The sequence below is a fragment of the Xenorhabdus sp. XBWT genome (assembly GCF_059072735.1).
In genome coordinates, this window is record NZ_CM180990.1 from 900,891 (window position 1) to 921,982 (window position 21,092).

The following is a 21,092-nucleotide window of genomic DNA, read 5'->3' on the forward strand; positions in this document are numbered from 1 at the left end:
AAAGCTGTTTCGTATTTCGTCGGGAGTATTTCCAATCCATTCAGATTACACTCGATTACGATTACTCTGTATCTTCACGGGTGGTCAGCGTCCTTGGGAAATAATGACCAATACAAGAGATAACTGAGATAAAAAGAATAACACACAGACAGAGCCATCTCATATTTCAAAAAATAGTGACTATCACGTGATCCCGTTATGTAAGTCCGCCACCGAAATCTTAGAGCACCAAGCCAAACAATATCCCACCTCAGAATTCCTGTTTCCCGGAAATACTAAAAGAAGGTCATTTACTCACTGTTGAATATGCCAAATATTAATTTGTCTGTTTCCATTTAGAGTTTAGAACATCGCAATATTTATTTTCATTTGAAGGAATAACGGGCATTTATATACTAAATGCGAATATACCATTCATTGTTACGCTTTTTTATTAAACAAAAAGACAGAAAATAAAAAACCTCATTGCTGAAAATAGTCTTTTTTGTGATCGAACGCATAAAATCAAAATGATCATGATTTTGCCAAAGCCGTTACCCATTTTTTTATTTTTATTTCATGATATTACGAAAAAACACCTTTTATGGATAAACATTAATCGGTTTTATGCACTAATTATATGTTCTATCTAAGAATATTATTCTGAAACGGCAATCATTTTAATTTTTTACGCTGCCATTGTCGAATGCCGTTTTTTATTTCACTTGATTTAATTTGGCCTTTACTGCTGTGTTATTTATTATTGCCCCCATTTTATTTATCACGAATCCGCCGATATATTCGGACACAGAGTCCCATCAAATTATCGAAAAACAACGTATTGCGTTCTGAATTAACCAATTTGTCGGAGACAATGTGAGTTAGATTTAAATCTTGTACCCGAATGTTATGGCCTGTGTTGTTATCAGGCGGGAAAGCCTATGACATAACGTTCCATCCTCTCAGGGAGACACACCATGTCAATAAAGAAGAACATCACTAAATTGAAGCAAGGGAAAGAGACTGTTCAGAAAGTAAAACAGATTGCAGGTAAATTAAACGGCGGCATTTCAGGTGGCAGTATTGCAGGAACGGCAGGCTTAATTCCGGGCGGGGGTTTTGCCGGCGGAATAGGCGGCAATTCAGGCAGCGGCATGTCAGGCACAACAGGCTTAATCCACGGTGGCGGTTTTACCGGTGGAAAGGGGCTGGCAGAACGCTCAGCCGGGGGGCAGAATGCCGCCGCCAAAGCGCTGGAAAAAGTCGGGCAGATGCTGATGGGCGGGCGTGACCCGAGTGGCCTGCAATTTACCCTGACCGCAGGTGGCTTACTGCCGCAGACGTTTGTCGTGACCGATTTCACCCTGAACGAAAGTTTTTCCCAGCCGTTCAGTCTGAGTGTGGGACTGGCGAGTGCCGATCCGGCTATCGACTTTCCGGCCGTACTGGATCGCACCGCCACACTGACCATTCTGCAAAACGGTCTCGAACAACGCAGCATCACGGGGATCGTTTCCCGCTTTGAGCAGGGTAACACCGGGTTGCACCAGACCACTTACCAGATGACTATCCGGCCTGACCTGTGGCGCACGACCCTGCGGCAGAACTCGCGCATTTTCCAGCAGCAGGATATCGCCACCATCATCACGACTATCCTGAAAGAACACAACATCCGCGATGTGATCTTCAGCCTGCGCCACCCTCATCCGGCGCGCGAATTCTGTGTGCAGTATCAGGAAAGTGACTTTGCCTTCCTGCAACGGTTAACGGCGGAAGAAGGCATTTTCTACTTCTTCGAATGCAGTAACGGGCGCAACACGCTGGTCTTTGCCGACGACTGCGGTTCCGTGCCGCCGGGCATGATGATCCCTTATCAGACCGGTGAAGCCAGCGCATTGGGTGAACCTGCCATCAGCAGTCTGACCTACAGCGCACAGATACGACCGGCTCAGGTACAGCTTAAGGATTACACCTTCAAGAACCCGGCGTGGCCGGCGGAATTTCACCAGCAGATGCGGGATGAAAATCTGCAACAACTGTACTACGAGCACTACGACTACCCCGGCCGCTTCAAGGACGAGGTGCATGGCAAGGATTTTACCCGCTACCGGCTGGAGGCGCTGCGCAGCGACGCCGTAACCGGACAGGGCAGCGGCAATGCGATAGCCCTGCAACCGGGCAAACTGTTCATCCTTAATAACCATCCACGGGCAGACCTGAATCAGTCATGGCAGACCGTTTCCACCAGCCACAGCGGCAGCCAGCCGGGTGCCCTTGAGACGACAACCGGCGACAGCGGCACCACGTTGCACAGCCACTTCTACTTTATCCGCCAGAATCAGAACTGGCGTCCGGCACCACTGCCCAAACCGGTGATGGATGGCCCACAAATCGCTAAGGTGGTCGGCCCGGCCGGCGAAGAAATCTTCTGTGACCAGTACGGGCGCGTGCGTCTGCAATTCCCGTGGGATCGCTACGGTAAATCCAACGACCAGAGTTCCTGCTGGATACGGGTCAGCCAGCCGTGGGCCGGTCAGGGCTGGGGGATGCTCGCCATCCCGCGCATCGGACAGGAAGTGGTGGTGGATTTCCTGCACGGAGATCCCGACCAGCCGATCGTGACCGGGCGGACTTACCATGCCAGCAACATCCCGCCGGGGGCTTTGCCGGGCAGCAAAACCCAGATGGCGTTCCGCTCCAAAACCCATAAGGGACAAGGCTACAACGAACTGCTGTTTGAGGATGCCAAGGGCAGCGAACTGCTGTCACTGCACGCGCAGAAAGACATGTACACCAAGGTGCTCAATAACCGGGATACCCATGTGCTTGCCAACCACAGCGAGACCGTGGAGAAAAACCAGACTATCACGGTCAATGAGAACAAAGAGGAAACGGTCACGCTCAACAGCACGGAAACGGTGAAGGAGGTGCGCAAACTGATCACCGGCAAGGACTACCTCATTGAGGTTGGTGCGCACAAGGCAGAAACCATCACCAATACCCTTTCCATCAACGTCGGGGATGTGATTGAGCTGCGCTGCGGCCAGAGTGTGTTACGCATGGACAGTGCCGGACGTATCACCCTTCAGGGCAGTGAGTTCAAATTTGAGGCCAGTGGTCCGGTGCAAATCACCGGTAAAGATATCGACCTGAACTAGAAAGGACGGATTGAGATGGAATTTCGTAACCTGACCCCCTTTGCAGTGATGAACTACTCCATGCTGGATGTGGAGGATGTGGAGCACCACGTGGCCGTGATGAAAATCGGCTACCAGCTGCTGCCTGCCGGACAGGGGGAATACAGTGCTGAACTCCTGCCCGCCCCACCCTTGTGTTTACAAGATGAGTACCGGGGGCTGATGAATGCCTCGCCGGTGTTGCAGGAGAGTGACCTTGCGCCGTTTAAACCGCGCTGTGACGTGATTGTCAACGGCACGGCTTATGCGCCGGATAACCGGCCCTGCACTGAGTTTCCTATTCAGTTGCAGGTTAAGAGCAAGCAGGGTCAGCCCCTGCTCGACAAAACCCTGACCGTCACCGGTGAACGGGAATTTATCCGTGATGCTGGCGGTCACTGGCAACTGACTGACCCGAAACCTTTTGCAACATTACCGCTGGATTATCGCTACGCCTTTGGCGGCGAATGCAAAATTCAGACCGACGACAAAGCGAGCGAACACCTGAAAGAAAGTGACCGATTGATCCCGGAACAGCGTCAGCAGCATCCGGACGGGGAAAATGCCCCGGTTGCTCACGCCGTCTGTGAAAGCAATCCGCTGGGTATGGGATTTATCACACCGTGGTATGCACAGGCCAAACAACTCACCCACTACCCGGCACCGCGTATTACCCGGCCGGATGCCCCGTTTACCGTTGAGCATTTTGTCGCTCAACTGGGGGGAACGTTGCCTCCTGATACATCCGCCTGCCAACCGCAGAGCATGGGCTTTATCGGCCGACCGTGGCTGCCCCGCCGCCAGCTTGCCGGCACGTACGATGATGACTGGCTCACCCACCGTCACCCTTACCTGCCCAAAGACTTTGATTTCAGGTATTGGAACGGTGCCCCCGCTGACCAACAGATAGACTGGCCTGATCCCGACATTTCGCTGACCCTGCAGGGAATGACGCCCAGTGGTCACCTGCATGTCACCCTGCCGGGGCACCGCCCGTTTATCCTGCTGCGGATGGAGGAAGGGGCGTTGCTCCCCGTGCCGATGCGCCTCGATACGCTGATCCTTGATAGCGAGGCCATGACGCTGCATATCACCTGCCGACTGAATTTTAAAACCGACTTGCCTGTACGAGTTGCCGAAGCGAGGTTTGAAACCGACCCCGATGCCCCGTTGCTCAAACTGGCTCCACTGGAAGAGGAGAAAAAGGATGGCTGATAACTACATTGCCCGCACCGCAGGCGAATGGCTGATAATCGGCATGCTGCCGGACGTGTGCAAAACCCCGATGGGTCCGTCAACCCCGCCGATCCCGTATCCGGTTATTGCGAAACTGGCCAGCAGTGATGCCCCCATTCCTTCCGTACGTGCCAATGGTCAGCCGGTGGTCGTCTTCGCCCAGAGTTTTGTGCCGCAAACCCTCGGGGATGAACCCGGCGTGGCCAACGGGGTGAAAAGTGGCACCGTGGGTGCGAAGTGCCATCCCAAAGCCCATACAAAAACTGTCCGGGCCGGTAACAAGCTGGTGCTGCGCCACGGGGATGAATTCTGGATGAACGGAGCATAAGGAGGGATACGGATGTCAAACAAGATGATCGTCACCCCGGATAACACGGATGTGAGAGCCGAAAAATATTGTAAGGAATTTAACCTCCGCACACAGGCTGAGGCGGAGAAAGCACTCAACAATGTGGATACGTTATACCGGCAAAGCTCGCGTTTTTACGGGGATTACGGTGCCGACCCCGAATTAGACGTTTACTACAATCAATTGGATGCGGACTTCGCCGCGCAGGAGTTTAAGCAAACAGCTCAAAATACCGTTGAAAAATTCAAAAGCGGTGAGTTTCCCAAGAAAGAGTGGGACGAGGAAAAAGAAGAAGATACGCATCCCAAACACAATGACGCGCTGCCAACCAAAGCGCGCGATGACAGTCCGAGCGGGACGGGCAACACGTTCGGTAAAATCGTCGGACAGGCACCACAGGGGGTGACACCGCCACATGAAGCGAATGCTGCCGTCACACCAGAAACTGAGCAGGAAAAAGGATTTTTGGACAAAGCCGGAGACTGGTGGGATGAAACCAAAAAGGACGTGACAAAATGGGGGGAAGAAGCCGGCGAAAAACTGAGTGCCGCCTGGGATAATCCGGGAAAGGCCGCCATTGGTGCCGCAAAAGGCATGTGGAATACGGTGCCTGATCTGGGGGAATTCGCCTTTCGGGCGGTAACCGGGGGACCGGCTACCGTGATGTCCGCATCGGGTACGGTATTGAAATACGCAGGAGCCGATACAATAGGCGATACTGCCCTTGCCGCGGCGGATAAATTAAACAAAGTTGTCGATAAGGCTGTGGAGCTGAGCCATGTGGATGCCATCCGGTTCGACATTAAGGATAAGGCGGAACAAGGTGGGGCATTGTTCGCTGATGGTGTTAATTGGGTAACTGGAATAGGAGGAGTAATCAAACAAGGCGCGAAATTGGTGGTTAAAAACGTCAAACCCCCAGTTGGCGGTAAAATCAAAACCCAACCGAAAGATACCCCGGAAGTAAAACTCCAAAAAGAGCAACCGAAGGATGATGCCACCCCATCCAATAACAAAGACGGCAATTGCAATGGAACCTGTACCAAGAAAAGTGAGCCAGTTGATGTAGCGACCGGTGATTTTTTGCAGGAATGGCCAGTTATCGCCATTCCCGGACTGTTGCCCATTACCCTAACCCGTTCCTATCGCTCCACCGCTAAACACAACGGTCTGTTTGGATCGAAATGGGCCGATGATTGGTCGAGACAACTGGTCATCGGTAACCATGAAGTCCTGTTTACTGATGTCGATGGAGTAGTTTACGATTTCGCCACCCCTGACAATCCGGTGCAGGCCCGCAATAAACACATTCCTCATTACATACTAACAGGTGAACTCAACGGAGAACTGCACCTGACCGACCGCCAATCCCAGTTAACCTACCATTTCAATCAAACAATGGAGACCTGCCGTAAGTTATCTGCCATCATAGATCGCCACCAGAACCGGATTGATTTTATTTACGACAAACACGCTCGATTGGTTGAGGTCAGCCGCAATGATGGCGTACGGCTGGCACTCAGTTATCAGAATAACCAACTGCGGACGGTGGATTTGCTGGAAGGGCAGACGACCCAGCGGCTGGTGTCGTGCCACTATGACGCGCACGGCTACCTGAACGAATGTGAGGTTTTCCAACATAACCATTTGTGGCATGAGTACGATCCCCTGGGGCGGATGACCCGCTGGCATGATACTGACCAGACGGATTTTCACCTCACTTATGATGAACGAGGGCGTGTCATCAGCACTTATTCCCCTAGTGGTTACTGGCATGACCGCTTCCGCTATGATGACAACGCCCGCATCACCACCTATCTGGACGGTGAAGGCAGTGAAAGCCACTACCATTATGACTCGAACGGGCTGGTGATACGGGAAGTGGACCCACTGGGCCGCATTACCCGCCGCCAGTGGCATCACAGCCAAATAGTCTGGGAAAGCGATCCCGCGAGCCAGATGACCACCTTCGATTACAACCCTGACGGTGCGCTGACCGAAGTGAAACTGCCGACGGGCGATACCTTTTCTTACGATTATGACGAGCATGGTCAGCTTATCGAAAGTATCTTGCCGACCGGCGAACGCTGGCAATGGCATTATGACGAACAGGGCAATCTGATCGCACTGACGAATCCGTTGGGGCACAAAGAAGAATACCAGTACGGTCTCCACGGTGAATTACGCAAGCGTCTGCTGCCGGACGGCAGAACATGGCATTATGCCTATGACGAGCACCAGCGCCTTGCCGCCGTAATGACACCGGACGGCGAAACCAACGGGTTGGAGCTGGATGCGCTGGGTCGCTTGATCCGCCTGACCGACGCGTTGAAACAGGAAACCCGTTATCAGTACAGCCCCGACCATGCCAGCCTCAATAATGGTAGCCTGAGTGAAATCACCCTCGCTGATGGCGTCACCCAAAAGCTGGAATATGACAGCGAGCACCGCGTGTCGGCAGTCACAGATGGAGAAGGTCGCACTACCCGTTACACCTATGGCGCGTTTGACCTGCTGACCCAAATGACCCGCCCGGATGGCACCACCCTGCATTTTGGCTATGACCGTCTGACCAGGCTGAATTCGGTCACCGCCTCCACGGGAGAAACTTACCGCTATGAGCGGGATGCCGCGGGTCAGATTATCCGGGAAACCGATTTTACCGGGCGAACACTGGCATATCAGTACGATAAGCTGGGGCGCCGTACACTGATCCAATATCCCGACGGCCAGCAACTTCGCTGGCATTATTCCGCTGCGGGCCTGCTGGTCCGACAGGAAAGCTGGCAGCCGGAAGAAAACCAACTGGTGCTGAAAGATACCACCACTTACGAATACAACAAACGGTATCAATTAGTGAAAGCCACTAATGCCGATGCCATCGTTGAGTATGAGTATGACAAAACCACTGGTCTGCCCATCTGTGAGCGCATTAACGGACGGGAAATCACGCGCAAATGGGATGACCTGACCGGACGGCCGGTCAGTGAGAGTGTGGAGGGCAATACCCTGCACTTCGGTTATAACCTGTCGGGGGGGTTGAATCACTTTCAGCTTAACGAGCATTCACCACTGACCTTCCGGCATGATGTTTTGGGACGAGAAACGGTGCGGGAAAGCGCCAACGGCTTTATTCTTGCCAGCCGCTATACTGCAACCGGACTGCTGGCACATCAATCTGCCGGGCAGGCCACCCCATTTTTCAGAGAAACGCTGGCACAAAATGACCCACATTTTCCGCCGCAAGCCTCTGCGGTCAACCGGAGCTGGCAATATGACCGTGCTCACAATGTGCGGGTGATTGACGACAGCCGCTGGGGGCAAACCCGCTACCGTTACAATACCAACGACCAGATCCTGCATACCCTGTTCGAGGGTACGCGTCCGCATGAAGAGCAATTCAGCTATGATGCCAACGGCAATCTGAGCCAACATTTACCGCCCGATGCACGGGGCGCGGTGGATCATATTGCCCAACGTCAGCAAGCCGGACGGGTCGTACAACGGGGCCATGTCCGCTATATTTACGATGATAACGGCCGGTTGGTCGAAAAAACCGAACAGCGGGACGGGTTCCGCCCGCAAATCTGGCGTTACCGCTGGGATACGCAAAACCAGCTGACCCACTGTGAAACCCCGGACGGCTCACGCTGGCATTATCGCTACGATGCGTTCGGGCGACGGATCCGTAAACTGAAAGTGCACGATGGTAAACTGGCAGCGGCTAATTTACAGTTGTGGCTGGCCGGGAAACCGGATTTAGCGCCCAGAGCCGAGGCTATTACCGGGCAGGAATATCTGTGGAGCGGCGACCAGCTGATTGAGGAAACCCCGGTTTACGCCGATGGCACGCCGGCGGAAGGTCAGCGTATCCGCTGGTTATATGAACCCGGTGCATTAACACCGTCAGCCCGCGTTGAAAAAGGCAAGCTGCACTATATTGTCAGTGACCATCAGGGTACGCCGCGGGAAATGTTGTCCGAGGAAGGGGTTCTGGTCTGGGCGCAGCGGCTGACAACATGGGGGAAAGCGGAGAAATCGCAGGTGATTGCCTCCAATAACCCGGATTATCATGTTAACTGTAACCAGCGGTTCATGGGGCAATTCGAGGACGAAGAGAGCGGGTTATATTATAATCGTTTTCGATATTACTCGCCGGAGACTGGGCAGTATATCTCTCCAGACCCGATTGGGTTGTTGGGCGGGGTGAATCCGTATGGGTATGTGCATAACCCAGCGAAATGGGTAGATCCTTACGGTCTGGCAGGTGGGATTGGGAATAAAGGGGATGCTGGAGCACCCAAACCGCGTACCCTACCAGAGGTAGTTGAGCTAGATCCAAGGACTATCAGGTTTAGCCAGAATTCTGTTAATGGTGCTGCTGAAATAACTCAAAGCATGAAAGCTAAAGGTTGGGCAGGTGATCCGATTGATGTAGTTAGAATGAAAGATGGCGGACTGACGACAATAGATAACACTAGGGTTTTAGCTGCATCAAGGGCTGATGTTAATGTTAAAGCCCGAATTCATGGTGGTTCATCACCACTACCAACAGAATTTGTCGAACGTTTTACAACGAAGAAAGGCACACCATCTACATGGGAAGAAGCTATTAATCTTCGCATAGGAAAACAAAGTGCAGGATATAGAAATAGATATCCTGATGGTTCAAATGTTATAGGATCTCTTGATTAATATGGAACAACTATTAACAAAAACAGAACTTCCAGAATGGTTTTCTTATCCACGTGAATTTACAAGGATAATTGAACAAAATTTACTTGATTTTGATCCTTGGATCATTTTGGAGGGAGAACGGCTCAGAGTTCGCTATGATGGCTTGAAAAAGAGATATCCAAATAGAGATATTGTTCCTTTCGCTCGGCGAGAAGATAATGATGATGTCGCTTGTTGGGATAAGGATAATCCCGATCAGGTTGTTATCATTCATGATTTTTCAAGTGAAGGATATGAAAATGTAAGTAAATTCGAATCATTTTGGGACTGGCTTAGAGCTGCCTTAGAAGCAACTATCGAATATGATGAGTAGAGATTAATATCCAACACAGCCGGAAAGATCCCTGTGATCTTCCGACTTTGTCTTTTTTAAGAGCCGCTCACTCTCTGCTCTTAGTTGCTTTTGTAGTCGCCAATCAGTTCCCGCATTCGCAGCTTAATTTCACTGATTTGCTCGCGCTGACGCCGGTATTGCTGTTTAAGGCTGTTTGTCTCGGAACTCGCGGGGATCAGCACTAAACAGCCGTCCATGATCTTCACTGTGATCGAGCCGCCAATCTCAAAGCCGGCTGCCTTAAGCCACTGCCCTTTCAGGTGGATTGCGGGCGGGGCATTGGCCTTGTCATTTTGCGGGACGTATCCCACAGTGTAATAACGTTCTGTTTTCGCGGCTTTATTTACTGCACGGTTTTGCTTAGAATGCGCTTTAGCCATGTTCAACTCCTCTTTAGTTGCTTATGGTTAGCGGCGGAAATGAGGTGCGAACTCATGTTCTGCCGCGTCCTTTCAACTTCAACGCCTGATATTGCTTAATCCCATCACCTGTTCAACCATCGCTTTCTTAACAAAACTGTCAAGTATCACGATCAATGCCTGTTGATCGGTATCGGACAACGAATCCGCTTTTTGCCACAGCGTATGTAAGGTATGGTTGCGGATCTTCACTTCATCCGAGACCGCTTTGCGGCCAACCAATTCATCCAGCGTCACCTGAAGGACATCGGCGATCTTAATCACGGTCTCCAGATGAGGCGCACTTGCACCTTTTTCCCAGCGGTTATACGCCCGCGGATCAACACCAAGCAGTTCAGCTAAACGAACCTGACTTAAATTACGAGCTTCACGCAACAAGCGAAGACGTTCTGCAAATGCTGTCATATCCAACCCTGCACACAATGAATCAATGACGCTCATTGTACGGTCTCCTTTTTAGTTGCCTATTGCAAATCTCATAATGTATAGATATTATACTCTACATTAATGTCTATTGACAAGGCTTTAAAGAAGGAACTTTGTAATGGCTCGCATCCCGGAAGCAGAGTTGCAACACCTGAAATCCGCCGTCTCCTTAGTCGCGGTCATAGAGCAGCAGGGGCGGCAGGTCTTTAAGCGCGGCAAGGACATGACCGTGCTGTGCCCGTTCCATGAAGAGAAAACGCCCTCAATGGTGATCACCCCGGCGAAGAACCTCTATCACTGCTTTGGCTGCAATGCGGGCGGGTCGGTGCTGGACTGGGTGATGAAAACCGAAGGCTTAAGCCTGCGCCATGCGGTTGAGCGGCTGCGCGGGGAGCTGGGCGGCAGTCCGGCCGTTGCACCGCTGGTTGCCCCCACCGAGCCGGAAGTGCTGGCTGAGAACGAGGCGGGCAGGCAGGCGCTGCTGGCACGGGTGGTTGAGTTCTATCACCATACCCTGCTCCATGCGCCGGAAGCACAGGACTATCTGGCCAAGCGGCGGCTTAACCATCCTGAGTTAGTGGCGCAGTTCAGGCTGGGCTTTGCCAACCGCACATTGGGGTACCGCCTGCCGCCGAAAAAGCTGAAAGCGGGGGCGGAGATCCGCCGCCGGTTGCAGGCGGCCGGGGTACTGCGGGAAAACGGGGGGGAACATCTGCGCGGGTCGCTGGTTGTGCCGGTGCTGGATGGTCACGGGCAGGTACAGGCCCTGTATGGCCGCAAAATCACGGACCGCCTGCGGGCAGGGACGCCGCGCCATCTCTACCTGCCGGGCGCGCATGGCGGGGTCTGGAATGCCGCGGCGCTGGGGGCATCCAAATCGCTTATCCTGTGCGAATCGCTCATTGATGCGATGTCGTTCTGGGTGTCCGGTCATCGCAATGTCACGGCGGCCTATGGGGTGAACGGGGTCACCGCGGATCACTGGCAGGCCTTTGAACAGCACGGTATCAGGCAGATCCTGATTGCCTTCGACAATGACCCCGCCGGCAATGACGCGGCGGTGAAACTGGCCGCCGCACTGGTGGCCAAAGGCATCACCCCGCTGCGTGTGGTGTTCCCGCCGGAGCGGGATGCGAACAGTTATCTGTGCCAGCTGGCCGAACCGGAAACCGCCTTCTCGTTGCTGATTGAAGGCGCCGTGCCGATGCAGGCGGCCCGCGAGGTTGACGTGGCAGAAGTGACTGAAAGCCTGTCATTGGCTGCTGTCCCGCTTTCTGCCTTAGCCACTGAGGTGGCCGCACTGCCGTCTGCGCCGCCGCCCGTGCCCGGTGTGGTATGGGAAACCCGCGCTGCCGGGGAGCTGCTTATCTCGCTGGGCAGCCTGCGCTGGAGTGTGCGGGGATTAAGTTCGGTCAAGGCGGGGGCGGTGGCCCTGAAACTCAATGCGCAGGTCGTTGATACTCAAAGCGGCGTGATGTTTGTTGACAGTCTGGACTTGCTGAGCGCCCGCAGCCGTCAGGGGTATGCGCGGCTGGCCGCCGCTGAACTGGGGCGGGCGGAGGGCGACATTCGCCGTGCACTGGGGCAGGTATTACTGGCGGTCGAGCAGTGGCAGCAACAAAACGAAATGCCCGACACCGTGCCGCCCGAACTGAGTGCCGATGAACGGGCGGCCGCACTGGCCTTGCTGCAAGCTGAAAATCTGATTGAACGTATCACGGCTGACTTAGCCGCCTGTGGCGTGGTCGGTGAATCAACCAACCTGTTGGCGGGCTATCTGGCCGCCGTGAGCCGCAAACTGCCCAAACCGTTAGCCGTCCTGATCCAAAGCAGCAGTGCTGCGGGAAAATCCTCATTAATGGACGCCGTGCTCAATCTCATTCCCGAAGAAGAACGCATCCAGTACAGCGCCATGACCGGGCAGAGCCTGTTCTACCTCGGTGAAACCAACCTGCAACACAAGATACTGGCGATAGCGGAAGAAGAAGGGGTGCGGCAGGCGGCCTATGCGCTCAAGCTGTTGCAGAGTGACGGCGAGCTGACGATGGCGAGCACGGGCAAGGACGAAACCACGGGGAATCTGGTGACCAAAAGCTACACGGTGAAAGGCCCGGTGATGCTGATGCTGACCACGACCGCCATTGATGTGGATGAAGAGCTGCTCAACCGCTGTCTGGTGCTGACGGTCAATGAATCCCGCGAACAGACCGAAGCCATCCATGCGGTGCAGCGCCATAAGCAAACCCTCGAAGGCTTGCTGGCTGAGAACGAGCGGGAGTATCTCACCGCGCTTCACCAGAACGCCCAGCGGTTGCTTAAACCGCTGAATGTGGTCAATCCGTATGCCAGCCAGCTGACCTTTATGTCAGACAAAACCCGTACCCGCCGCGACCACATGAAGTATCTCACGCTGATTCAGAGCATTGCCCTGCTGCATCAGCATCAGCGGGCAGTGAAGGTGGTTGAGCATCGCGGACAGGCGCTTGAATACATTGAAGTGACGCAAGACGATATCCGGCTGGCAAACCGGCTCGCCCACGAGATTTTAGGCCGGACGCTTGACGAGATGCCGCCGCAGACCCGCAGGCTGTTGATGCTGATACAGGCGTGGGTCAGGGACAGCGGCCAGCCGCGCCATGAAATGATGTTTACCCGCAAGCAGTTACGGGATGCGGTGCAATGGGGCGATACCCAGCTGAAGGTACACCTGTCCCGGCTGGTTGAAATGGAATACCTGCTGCTGCACCGCCGTGGGCTGACGTTCGCCTATGAACTGCTGTTTGAGGGCGAAGACGGTGACACGGCGCACTTGTGCGGTCTCATTGTGCCATAACAAGGTTGATATGACGTGTGCCGGTCGGGGTAAAAGGTTAAGCGGTCGGCTGTTGGTCGGCCTCGGGTCGGCAGGCGGTCGGGTGCATGAAATCATCGCAAGGGCAGAGACAGCAAGGCGTGACGGAAACGCGGTCGGGTTCCGTGAAAAAACAGGGTTCCGCTCACACAACAAAAAATCATCCTCGTACTGACGACTCACACAGGAAAACCGCCATGAAAACTCATGAGATGTGCCCCCCGGATACCTTACGCCAGCATCTGGCCGGTTATCTGGATACGCTGCGGGCGCGGGGATACACCCTGCGCACCCTCAGCAATACCCGCGGCCAGTTGCGGCCGTTTATTGACTGGTGCGAACAGCGGGGCGTGACCCATGCCCCGCAGGTCTCGCTGGCGTTGCTGGAAAGCTGGCAACGTGACCTGCGTACCGGCCACCGGGCGGATGGCCAGCCTTACAGCCACAACGGGCAAATCCAGCGGCTGGGCAGCCTGAAACGCTGGTTTATCTGGTTATTGAACCGCCATCATATTCTCGCCAATCCGGCGGAAGCCCTGATACTGCCCCGGACAGCAAAGCGCCTGCCCGTGCAGCTCCTTAATGAACATGACGTCGCGCAGGTGCTGGGCAGCCTGGACAGCGGCACACCGACCGACTTCCGCAACCGGGTGATGCTGGAAGTGCTGTGGAGTACGGGTATCCGGCGCAGTGAGCTGCGCCACCTGCGTCCCGGTGATATTGACCGGGAGCGCGGCACGCTGGCTGTCCGGCAGGGCAAGGGACGCAAGGACCGGGTGGTGCCCATCGGTGAGCGGGCGCTGGACTGGCTGGCACGCTACCAACAGACGGTGCGCCCCCAGCTGCTGCGCCGGCATGACAGCGGTTACCTGTTTGTCACGCAACAGGGGCAGCCCCTGAGTCTGGCACGGCTCACCGAGATAGCGGGCCGCACCCTCCGCGAACGGGCGGGGCTGGATAAACCGGGGGCCTGCCATGTGTTCCGGCACTCCATGGCGACGGCGATGCTGGATAACGGGGCCGATATCCGGCATATCCAGTCGATGCTGGGGCACGAGCAACTGAGTACCACGCAAATTTACACGCAGGTGGCTATCGGGCACTTAAAGAAAGTGCACCAGCAGACCCATCCGGCCGAGCGTGACGGTAAGACAGAAAGCGGCCCGGCACAGGCGGAGACGGCCGCGCAAGGCAGTGACGGCGACCGCACGGGACAGCCCGATCATCCCGGTTAAGTTCGCCGGGTGCGGTGCGGGGGCAGACCGTGGCCGGACTGCCCGTCGGCGTCGGTGATCGCGGGGGTAAATAGGCAATGGGCGGCCTGAACCAGGGTGTCCCCGTTAAGCCGGTGCCCGCCGCCCAAAGCCTATTCAACATAATGCGGGGAATTATACGCACGGCGCCGCTAACCGCCGATGCTGAAGTGAGCCACTGTTGGCGGCTTCATGCGTATAATTAACATTATGTCTGGCGCCCCCGCTTATCAGTATCGCAGGGTGTGGTGCACAAGGCTGCGCCTTCTGCTCTAATCTTCTGAGCCCGTCCTCAGCCAACACCGCGCCTAACCCGAACACCGGGCTTGCGTTCAACCCATCCGGCTTCTGCTTTAGCTGCCTTGCGGCGTCCAGCCAATCACCCTGAAGGCAGGTCGGCCTGCGGCCTCCGTTAATTAACCTCCCCCGCCCCAACCCTGCTGCATTGTCTGCGCGCGGCTCGCAGTCGCTTCGCTCCTTGCTCGTTGCCGTGCTCGCCATCGCCGCCCCGTGCAGCCCCCTGAGGGGGCTTCCCTGAACCGGACCGCGTGGTCATGCAAAACCGTGCCCCATCCGAAACTCCAGTGCCCCAGAGCGTCGCAGGGGCGCCGCTGGCAGGCTCTGTGCCGCCCGCACCCGCAGAACGGCCGCCCGCCGTCCGGCCAGCCGGACGACATTCGCCCGTTGCCGAAGGTGAAAACATCCTGAAAGTGCACGTCGGCGATGTGGGGTTGCCGGGGTTAACAGAACCGGTAAAACACGCTCTGTAACAGAATGATATAAAAGAATAAAATCCCTGAAAAAAGGATGACTGCACCCGGCCCCGTGCATTCCGCCCGATGCACGGGGCGCGGTGGATCATATTGCCCAACGTCAGCAAGCCGGACGGGTCGTACAACGGGGCCATGTCCGCTATATTTACGATGATAACGGCCGGTTGGTCGAAAAAACCGAACAGCGGGACGGGTTCCGTCCGCAAATCTGGCGCTACCGCTGGGATACCCAAAACCAGCTGACCCACTGTGAAACCCCGGACGGCTCACGCTGGCATTATCGCTACGATGCGTTCGGGCGACGGATCCGTAAACTGAAAGTGCACGATGGTAAACTGGCATCAGCTAATTTACAGTTGTGGCTGGCCGGGAAACCGGATTTGGCGCCCAGAGCCGAGGCTATTACCGGGCAGGAATATCTGTGGAGCGGCGACCAGCTGATTGAGGAAACCCCGGTTTATGCTGATGGCACGCCGGCGGAAGGTCAACGTATCCGCTGGTTATATGAACCCGGTGCATTAACACCGTCAGCCCGCGTTGAAAAAGGCAAGCTGCACTATATTGTCAGTGACCATCAGGGTACACCACGCGAAATGTTGTCCGAAGAAGGGGTACTGGTCTGGGCACAGCGGCTGACAACATGGGGGAAAGCGGAGAAATCGCAGGTTATCGCCTCCAATAATCCGGATTATCATGTTAACTGTAACCTGCGGTTTATGGGGCAATATGAGGATGAAGAGAGCGGATTGTATTATAACCGTTTTCGTTACTATCATCCGCAAACGGGGCAGTATCTCTCGCCGGATCCGATAGGGTTGCTGGGCGGGGTGAATCCGTATGGGTATGTGCATAATCCGACAGGATGGATTGACCCATTTGGGTTGGCGGGTGAAGATTGTGGAAATATTAAATATGGTGAATTAGATGGGCTAGGTCGACCAACCGGAGTTCATGCAACTTTGGATAAAAGCCATATTAATACTGGTACACATGCCAATCCAAACATACAGCCTCCGGGATTTATTACAGGGAAAGGCTCTAATAGAGCTAGAGGTCATTTACTTGGACGACAATTAGGTGGTTCTGGTGATGATGTAAGGAACCTAGTCACTCTTCAACAGAGACCTGCTAATACTCCTTTCATGAGTGGAGTAGAAGGTAGAATAAGAAAGGCTATAGAGCAGGGACAAGTGGTTGAAATGGACTCTATTCCTATTTATAAGGGGCCATCTAGAATTCCGGCTGGTATTACAATGAAAGCTGAAGGCTCAGGCGGATTCTATGAATATGTAACTGTTCTTAACCCTCCGGGAATGTAAATAATGAGTATCAAGAGTTTAAATAATATATTGCCTTTACCAGACCATCCAAATGAGAATGGCCAGGGCGAAAAATGGCCGTTGATAGATGATTGGCGCCCTTTCCCTAAAGATTATATTGAATTTATCACTCAATATGGTGTGGGCAGAATTGCTGATTTTATCACTATATTTAACCCATTTAGCGAAGATGATGACCTGAATTTTTTTAGGCAGAAAGAATGGATTATTGAGGATTTTAATTCTCTTGTTGAATCTGATCCGGATTACTATCCGTTTATTCTTTATCCTAAAAAAGATGGATTGCTTCCTATAGGCGTTACTGATAACGGTGATTATATTTTTTGGGTTGCATCATCAGATGACTGTGAATTATGGAAGATAGCCATTATTGCGGCAAGGGCGCCAGAAGTTGAATATCGACAAGAAAACTTTACTGATTTTTTAGCAGATGTTTTATCTAGAAAGATCAAATGCATGTCATTTCCTGATGGTTTTCCACCTAATAGTATAGAATTTAACAGCATTTAAAAAAACAAGCCGGAAAGATCCCCATGATCTTCCGGCTTTTAACTATCATCCTGCCTTGTAATCCGCAATCAGCTCGCGCATTCTCAGCTTAATTTCACTGATTTGCTCGCGCTGACGCTGGTATTGCTGTTTGAGACTGTTTGTCTCGTCACTGTCGGGGATCAGCACCAGACAGCCGTCCATGATCTTCACCGTGACCGAGCCGCCAATCTCAAACCCAGCTTGTTTAAGCCATTGGCCCTTAAGGCGGATCATCGGGGGCGGGTTCGTATTGCCGTTTTGCGGGACGTATCCCACGGTGTAATAACGTTCTGTTTTGGCAGCTTTATTTACCGCGCGGTTTTGCTTAGAATGCGCCTTAGCCATGTTCAACTCCTCTTTAGTTGCTTATGGTTAGCGGCGGAAATGAGGTGCGAACTCATGTTCTGCCGCGTCCTTTCAACTTCAACGCTTGATGTTGTTTAATCCCATCACCTGTTCAACCATCGCTTTCTTAACAAAACTGTCAAGTATCACGATCAAGGCCTGTTGATCGGTATCGGACAACGAATCCGCTTTTTGCCACAGCGTATGTAAGGTATGGTTGCGGATCTTCACTTCATCCGAGACCGCTTTGCGGCCAACCAATTCATCCAGCGTCACCTGAAGGACATCCGCGATCTTAATTACTGTCTCCAGATGAGGCGCACTTGCACCTTTTTCCCAGCGGTTATACGCCCGCGGATCAACACCAAGCAGTTCAGCTAAACGAACCTGACTTAAATTACGAGCTTCACGCAACAAGCGAAGACGTTCTGCAAATGCTGTCATATCCAACCCTGCACACAATGAATCAATGACGCTCATTGTACGGTCTCCTTTTTAGTTGCCTATTGCAAATCTCATAATATATAGATATTATAATCTACATTAATGTCTATTGACAAGGCTTTAAAGAAGGAACTTTGTAATGGCTCGCATTCCCGACGCAGAGTTACAACACCTGAAAGCCGCCGTCTCCTTAGTCGCGGTCATAGAGCAGCAGGGGCGGCAGTTGTTTAAGCGCGGTAAAGACATGATCGTGCTGTGCCCGTTCCATCAGGAGAAAACCCCCTCGATGGTGATCACCCCGTCGAAAAACCTCTATCACTGCTTTGGCTGCAATGCGGGCGGGTCGGTGCTGGACTGGGTGATGAACACCGAGAACTTGAGCCTGCGCCATGCGGTTGAGCGGCTGCGCGGGGAGCTGGGCGGCAGTCCGGCCGTTGCACCGCTGGTTGCCCCCACCGAGCCGGAAGTGCTGGCTGAGAACGAAGCGGGCAGGCAGGCGCTGCTGGCACGGGTGGTTGAGTTCTATCACCATACCCTGCTCCATGCGCCGGAAGCACAGGACTATCTGGCCAAGCGGCGGCTTAACCATCCTGAGTTAGTGGCGCAGTTCAGGCTGGGCTTTGCCAACCGCACATTGGGGTACCGCCTGCCGCCGAAAAAGCTGAAAGCGGGGGCGGAGATCCGCCGCCGGTTGCAGGCGGCCGGGGTACTGCGGGAAAACGGGGGGGAACATCTGCGCGGGTCGCTGGTTGTGCCGGTGCTGGATGGTCACGGGCAGGTACAGGCCCTGTATGGCCGCAAAATCACGGACCGCCTGCGGGCAGGGACGCCGCGCCATCTCTACCTGCCGGGCGCGCATGGCGGGGTCTGGAATGCCGCGGCGCTGGGGGCATCCAAATCGCTTATCCTGTGCGAATCGCTCATTGATGCGATGTCGTTCTGGGTGTCCGGTCATCGCAATGTCACGGCGGCCTATGGGGTGAACGGGGTCACCGCGGATCACTGGCAGGCCTTTGAACAGCACGGTATCAGGCAGATCCTGCTTGCCTTCGACAATGACCCCGCCGGCAATGACGCGGCGGTGAAACTGGCCGCCGCACTGGTGGCCAAAGGCATCACCCCGCTGCGTGTGGTGTTCCCGCCGGAGCGGGATGCGAACAGTTATCTGTGCCAGCTGGCCGAACCGGAAACCGCCTTCTCGTTGCTGATTGAAGGCGCCGTGCCGATGCAGGCGGCCCGCGAGGTTGACGTGGCAGAAGTGACTGAAAGCCTGTCATTGGCTGCTGTCCCGCTTTCTGCCTTAGCCGCTGAGGTGGCCGCACTGCCGTCTGCGCCGCCGCCCGTGCCCGGTGTGGTATGGGAAACCCGCGCTGCCGGGGAGCTGCTTATCTCGCTGGGCAGCCTGCGCTGGAGTGTGCGGGGATTAAGTTCGGTCAAGGCGGGGGCGGTGGCCCTGAAACTCAATGCGCAGGTCGTTGATACTCAAAGCGGCGTGATGTTTGTTGACAGTCTGGACTTGCTGAGCGCCCGCAGCCGTCAGGGGTATGCGCGGCTGGCCGCCGCTGAACTGGGGCGGGCGGAGGGCGACATTCGCCGTGCACTGGGGCAGGTATTACTGGCGGTCGAGCAGTGGCAGCAACAAAACGAAATGCCCGACACCGTGCCGCCCGAACTGAGTGCCGATGAACGGGCGGCCGCACTGGCCTTGCTGCAAGACCCCAACCTGACCGCGCGTATCACGGCTGATTTAGCCGCCTGTGGCGTGGTCGGTGAATCGACCAACCTGTTGGCGGGCTATCTGGCGGCGGTGAGCCGCAAACTGCCCAAACCCTTAGCTGTCCTGATACAAAGCAGCAGCGCGGCCGGGAAATCCTCGCTGATGGAGGCGGTGCTGAACCTGATACCGGAAGAAGAACGCATCCAGTACAGCGCCATGACCGGGCAGAGCCTGTTCTACCTCGGTGAAACCAACCTGCAACACAAGATACTGGCGATAGCGGAAGAAGAAGGGGTGCGGCAGGCGGCCTATGCGCTCAAGCTGTTGCAGAGTGACGGCGAGCTGACGATGGCGAGCACGGGCAAGGACGAAACCACGGGGAATCTGGTGACCAAAAGCTACACGGTGAAAGGCCCGGTGATGCTGATGCTGACCACGACCGCCATTGATGTGGATGAAGAGCTGCTCAACCGCTGTCTGGTGCTGACGGTCAATGAATCCCGCGAACAGACCGAAGCCATCCATGCGGTGCAGCGCCATAAGCAAACCCTCGAAGGCCTGCTGGCTGAGAACGAGCGGGAGTATCTCACCGCGCTGCACCAGAACGCCCAGCGGTTGCTTAAACCGCTGAATGTGGTCAATCCGTATGCCAGCCAGCTGACCTTTATGTCAGACAAAACCCGCACCCGCCGCGACCACATGAAGTATCTCACGCTGATTCAGAGCATTGCCCTGCTGCATCAGCATCAGCGGGCAGTGAAGGTGGTTGAGCATCGCGGACAGGCGCTTGAATACATTGAAGTGACGCAAGACGATATCCGGCTGGCAAACCGGCTCGCCCACGAGATTTTAGGCCGGACGCTCGACGAGATGCCGCCGCAGACCCGCAGGCTGTTGATGCTGATACAGGCGTGGGTCAGGGACAGCGGCCAGCCGCGCCATGAAATGATGTTTACCCGCAAGCAGTTACGGGATGCGGTGCAATGGGGCGATACCCAGCTGAAGGTACACCTGTCCCGGCTGGTTGAAATGGAATACCTGCTGCTGCACCGCCGTGGGCTGACGTTCGCCTATGAACTGCTGTTTGAGGGCGAAGACGGTGACACGGCGCACTTGTGCGGTCTCATTGTGCCATAACAAGGTTGATATGACGTGTGCCGGTCGGGGTAAAAGGTTAAGCGG

The 21,092-nt window shown here is 54.6% G+C and carries 14 protein-coding genes and 1 pseudogene; 10 read left to right on the forward strand and 5 right to left on the reverse strand.

Annotation, left to right across the window (positions count from 1 at the left end):
* Nucleotides 1-956: 956 nt before the first annotated feature.
* Genes AC5JQI_RS03950 through AC5JQI_RS03970 form a run of 5 tightly spaced genes read left to right on the forward strand, consistent with a single transcriptional unit; the run spans nucleotide 957 to nucleotide 9,790 of the window.
* Nucleotides 957-3,137 (forward strand): type VI secretion system Vgr family protein, encoded by a 2,181-nt coding sequence (locus AC5JQI_RS03950; protein ID WP_493913810.1) that lies wholly within the window; start codon nucleotides 957-959, stop codon nucleotides 3,135-3,137.
* Between the two features lie 15 nt (nucleotides 3,138-3,152).
* The gene (locus AC5JQI_RS03955; protein WP_493913811.1) at nucleotides 3,153-4,370 is read left to right on the forward strand and encodes a DUF2169 family type VI secretion system accessory protein; all 1,218 of its coding nucleotides are present in this window, start codon (nucleotides 3,153-3,155) and stop codon (nucleotides 4,368-4,370) included.
* Complete coding sequence (locus AC5JQI_RS03960; protein ID WP_493913812.1) at nucleotides 4,363-4,719, forward strand: DUF4150 domain-containing protein; 357 nt, start codon at nucleotides 4,363-4,365, stop codon at nucleotides 4,717-4,719. Before AC5JQI_RS03955 ends, AC5JQI_RS03960 begins: the two co-directional genes overlap by 8 nt.
* Nucleotides 4,720-4,731: 12 nt before the next feature.
* Entirely contained in the window at nucleotides 4,732-9,435 is a 4,704-nt protein-coding gene (locus AC5JQI_RS03965) for an RHS repeat-associated core domain-containing protein (RefSeq protein WP_493913813.1), read from the forward strand.
* A 1-nt stretch (nucleotide 9,436) separates the two neighbouring features.
* Nucleotides 9,437-9,790, forward strand: coding sequence for a hypothetical protein (locus AC5JQI_RS03970; RefSeq protein ID WP_493913814.1), 354 nt, complete (start codon nucleotides 9,437-9,439; stop codon nucleotides 9,788-9,790).
* An 80-nt stretch (nucleotides 9,791-9,870) separates the two neighbouring features.
* On the opposite strand, the gene AC5JQI_RS03975 is transcribed toward AC5JQI_RS03970, so the two are convergent.
* On the reverse strand, nucleotides 9,871-10,191 hold the full coding sequence (locus tag AC5JQI_RS03975) for a SymE family type I addiction module toxin (RefSeq protein WP_493913815.1): 321 nt from the start codon (nucleotides 10,189-10,191) through the stop codon (nucleotides 9,871-9,873).
* A gap of 78 nt (nucleotides 10,192-10,269) precedes the next feature.
* Nucleotides 10,270-10,671 carry a helix-turn-helix domain-containing protein gene (locus AC5JQI_RS03980; protein WP_493913816.1) on the reverse strand — a complete coding sequence of 134 codons (402 nt, stop codon included), beginning with the start codon at nucleotides 10,669-10,671 and terminating at the stop codon, nucleotides 10,270-10,272.
* Nucleotides 10,672-10,774: 103 nt separating this feature from the next.
* Here AC5JQI_RS03980 and AC5JQI_RS03985 point away from each other — a divergent pair, with 103 nt between their 5' ends.
* Nucleotides 10,775-13,489: a CHC2 zinc finger domain-containing protein gene (locus tag AC5JQI_RS03985; protein ID WP_493913817.1), complete on the forward strand. Its 2,715-nt coding sequence runs from the start codon at nucleotides 10,775-10,777 to the stop codon at nucleotides 13,487-13,489.
* A gap of 86 nt (nucleotides 13,490-13,575) precedes the next feature.
* The gene (gene xerC / locus AC5JQI_RS03990; protein WP_493913818.1) at nucleotides 13,576-14,742 is read left to right on the forward strand and encodes a site-specific tyrosine recombinase XerC; all 1,167 of its coding nucleotides are present in this window, start codon (nucleotides 13,576-13,578) and stop codon (nucleotides 14,740-14,742) included.
* 570 nt (nucleotides 14,743-15,312) lie between these two features.
* Here xerC and AC5JQI_RS03995 read toward each other — a convergent pair.
* The gene (locus AC5JQI_RS03995; RefSeq protein WP_493913819.1) at nucleotides 15,313-15,591 is read right to left on the reverse strand and encodes a hypothetical protein; all 279 of its coding nucleotides are present in this window, start codon (nucleotides 15,589-15,591) and stop codon (nucleotides 15,313-15,315) included.
* On the opposite strand from AC5JQI_RS03995, the pseudogene AC5JQI_RS04000 reads away from it, so the two are divergent.
* Both AC5JQI_RS04000 and AC5JQI_RS04005 read left to right on the forward strand, forming a co-directional pair.
* A pseudogene (locus AC5JQI_RS04000) lies at nucleotides 15,590-16,852 on the forward strand (RHS repeat domain-containing protein); the annotation flags it as partial. The gene AC5JQI_RS03995 and the pseudogene AC5JQI_RS04000 sit on opposite strands and share 2 nt — an antisense overlap.
* A gap of 3 nt (nucleotides 16,853-16,855) precedes the next feature.
* The gene (locus tag AC5JQI_RS04005) at nucleotides 16,856-17,383 is read left to right on the forward strand and encodes an SMI1/KNR4 family protein (protein ID WP_493913820.1); all 528 of its coding nucleotides are present in this window, start codon (nucleotides 16,856-16,858) and stop codon (nucleotides 17,381-17,383) included.
* A 45-nt stretch (nucleotides 17,384-17,428) separates the two neighbouring features.
* Here AC5JQI_RS04005 and AC5JQI_RS04010 read toward each other — a convergent pair whose 3' ends face one another.
* Together AC5JQI_RS04010 and AC5JQI_RS04015 are read right to left on the reverse strand one after the other, a co-directional pair.
* The gene (locus AC5JQI_RS04010) at nucleotides 17,429-17,749 is read right to left on the reverse strand and encodes a SymE family type I addiction module toxin (RefSeq protein WP_493913821.1); all 321 of its coding nucleotides are present in this window, start codon (nucleotides 17,747-17,749) and stop codon (nucleotides 17,429-17,431) included.
* Between the two features lie 78 nt (nucleotides 17,750-17,827).
* On the reverse strand, nucleotides 17,828-18,229 hold the full coding sequence (locus tag AC5JQI_RS04015) for a helix-turn-helix domain-containing protein (protein ID WP_493913822.1): 402 nt from the start codon (nucleotides 18,227-18,229) through the stop codon (nucleotides 17,828-17,830).
* Nucleotides 18,230-18,332: 103 nt separating this feature from the next.
* On the opposite strand from AC5JQI_RS04015, the gene AC5JQI_RS04020 reads away from it, so the two are divergent.
* A complete protein-coding gene (locus AC5JQI_RS04020) occupies nucleotides 18,333-21,047 on the forward strand; it encodes a CHC2 zinc finger domain-containing protein (RefSeq protein WP_493913823.1) in 2,715 nt (904 codons plus the stop codon).
* Nucleotides 21,048-21,092 lie beyond the last annotated feature (45 nt).

Excerpts from the sequence above, each read along its gene's own strand:
- AC5JQI_RS03950 (WP_493913810.1), top strand. The coding sequence starts at position 957 with ATGTCAATAAAGAAGAACATCACTAAATTGAAGCAAGGGAAAGAGACT.
- AC5JQI_RS03955 (WP_493913811.1), top strand. The coding sequence starts at position 3,153 with ATGGAATTTCGTAACCTGACCCCCTTTGCAGTGATGAACTACTCCATG.
- AC5JQI_RS03960 (WP_493913812.1), top strand. The coding sequence starts at position 4,363 with ATGGCTGATAACTACATTGCCCGCACCGCAGGCGAATGGCTGATAATC.
- AC5JQI_RS03965 (WP_493913813.1), top strand. The coding sequence starts at position 4,732 with ATGTCAAACAAGATGATCGTCACCCCGGATAACACGGATGTGAGAGCC.
- AC5JQI_RS03970 (WP_493913814.1), top strand. The coding sequence starts at position 9,437 with ATGGAACAACTATTAACAAAAACAGAACTTCCAGAATGGTTTTCTTAT.
- AC5JQI_RS03975 (WP_493913815.1), bottom strand. The coding sequence starts at position 10,191 with ATGGCTAAAGCGCATTCTAAGCAAAACCGTGCAGTAAATAAAGCCGCG.
- AC5JQI_RS03980 (WP_493913816.1), bottom strand. The coding sequence starts at position 10,671 with ATGAGCGTCATTGATTCATTGTGTGCAGGGTTGGATATGACAGCATTT.
- AC5JQI_RS03985 (WP_493913817.1), top strand. The coding sequence starts at position 10,775 with ATGGCTCGCATCCCGGAAGCAGAGTTGCAACACCTGAAATCCGCCGTC.
- xerC (WP_493913818.1), top strand. The coding sequence starts at position 13,576 with ATGAAATCATCGCAAGGGCAGAGACAGCAAGGCGTGACGGAAACGCGG.
- AC5JQI_RS03995 (WP_493913819.1), bottom strand. The coding sequence starts at position 15,591 with ATGCACGGGGCCGGGTGCAGTCATCCTTTTTTCAGGGATTTTATTCTT.
- AC5JQI_RS04005 (WP_493913820.1), top strand. The coding sequence starts at position 16,856 with ATGAGTATCAAGAGTTTAAATAATATATTGCCTTTACCAGACCATCCA.
- AC5JQI_RS04010 (WP_493913821.1), bottom strand. The coding sequence starts at position 17,749 with ATGGCTAAGGCGCATTCTAAGCAAAACCGCGCGGTAAATAAAGCTGCC.
- AC5JQI_RS04015 (WP_493913822.1), bottom strand. The coding sequence starts at position 18,229 with ATGAGCGTCATTGATTCATTGTGTGCAGGGTTGGATATGACAGCATTT.
- AC5JQI_RS04020 (WP_493913823.1), top strand. The coding sequence starts at position 18,333 with ATGGCTCGCATTCCCGACGCAGAGTTACAACACCTGAAAGCCGCCGTC.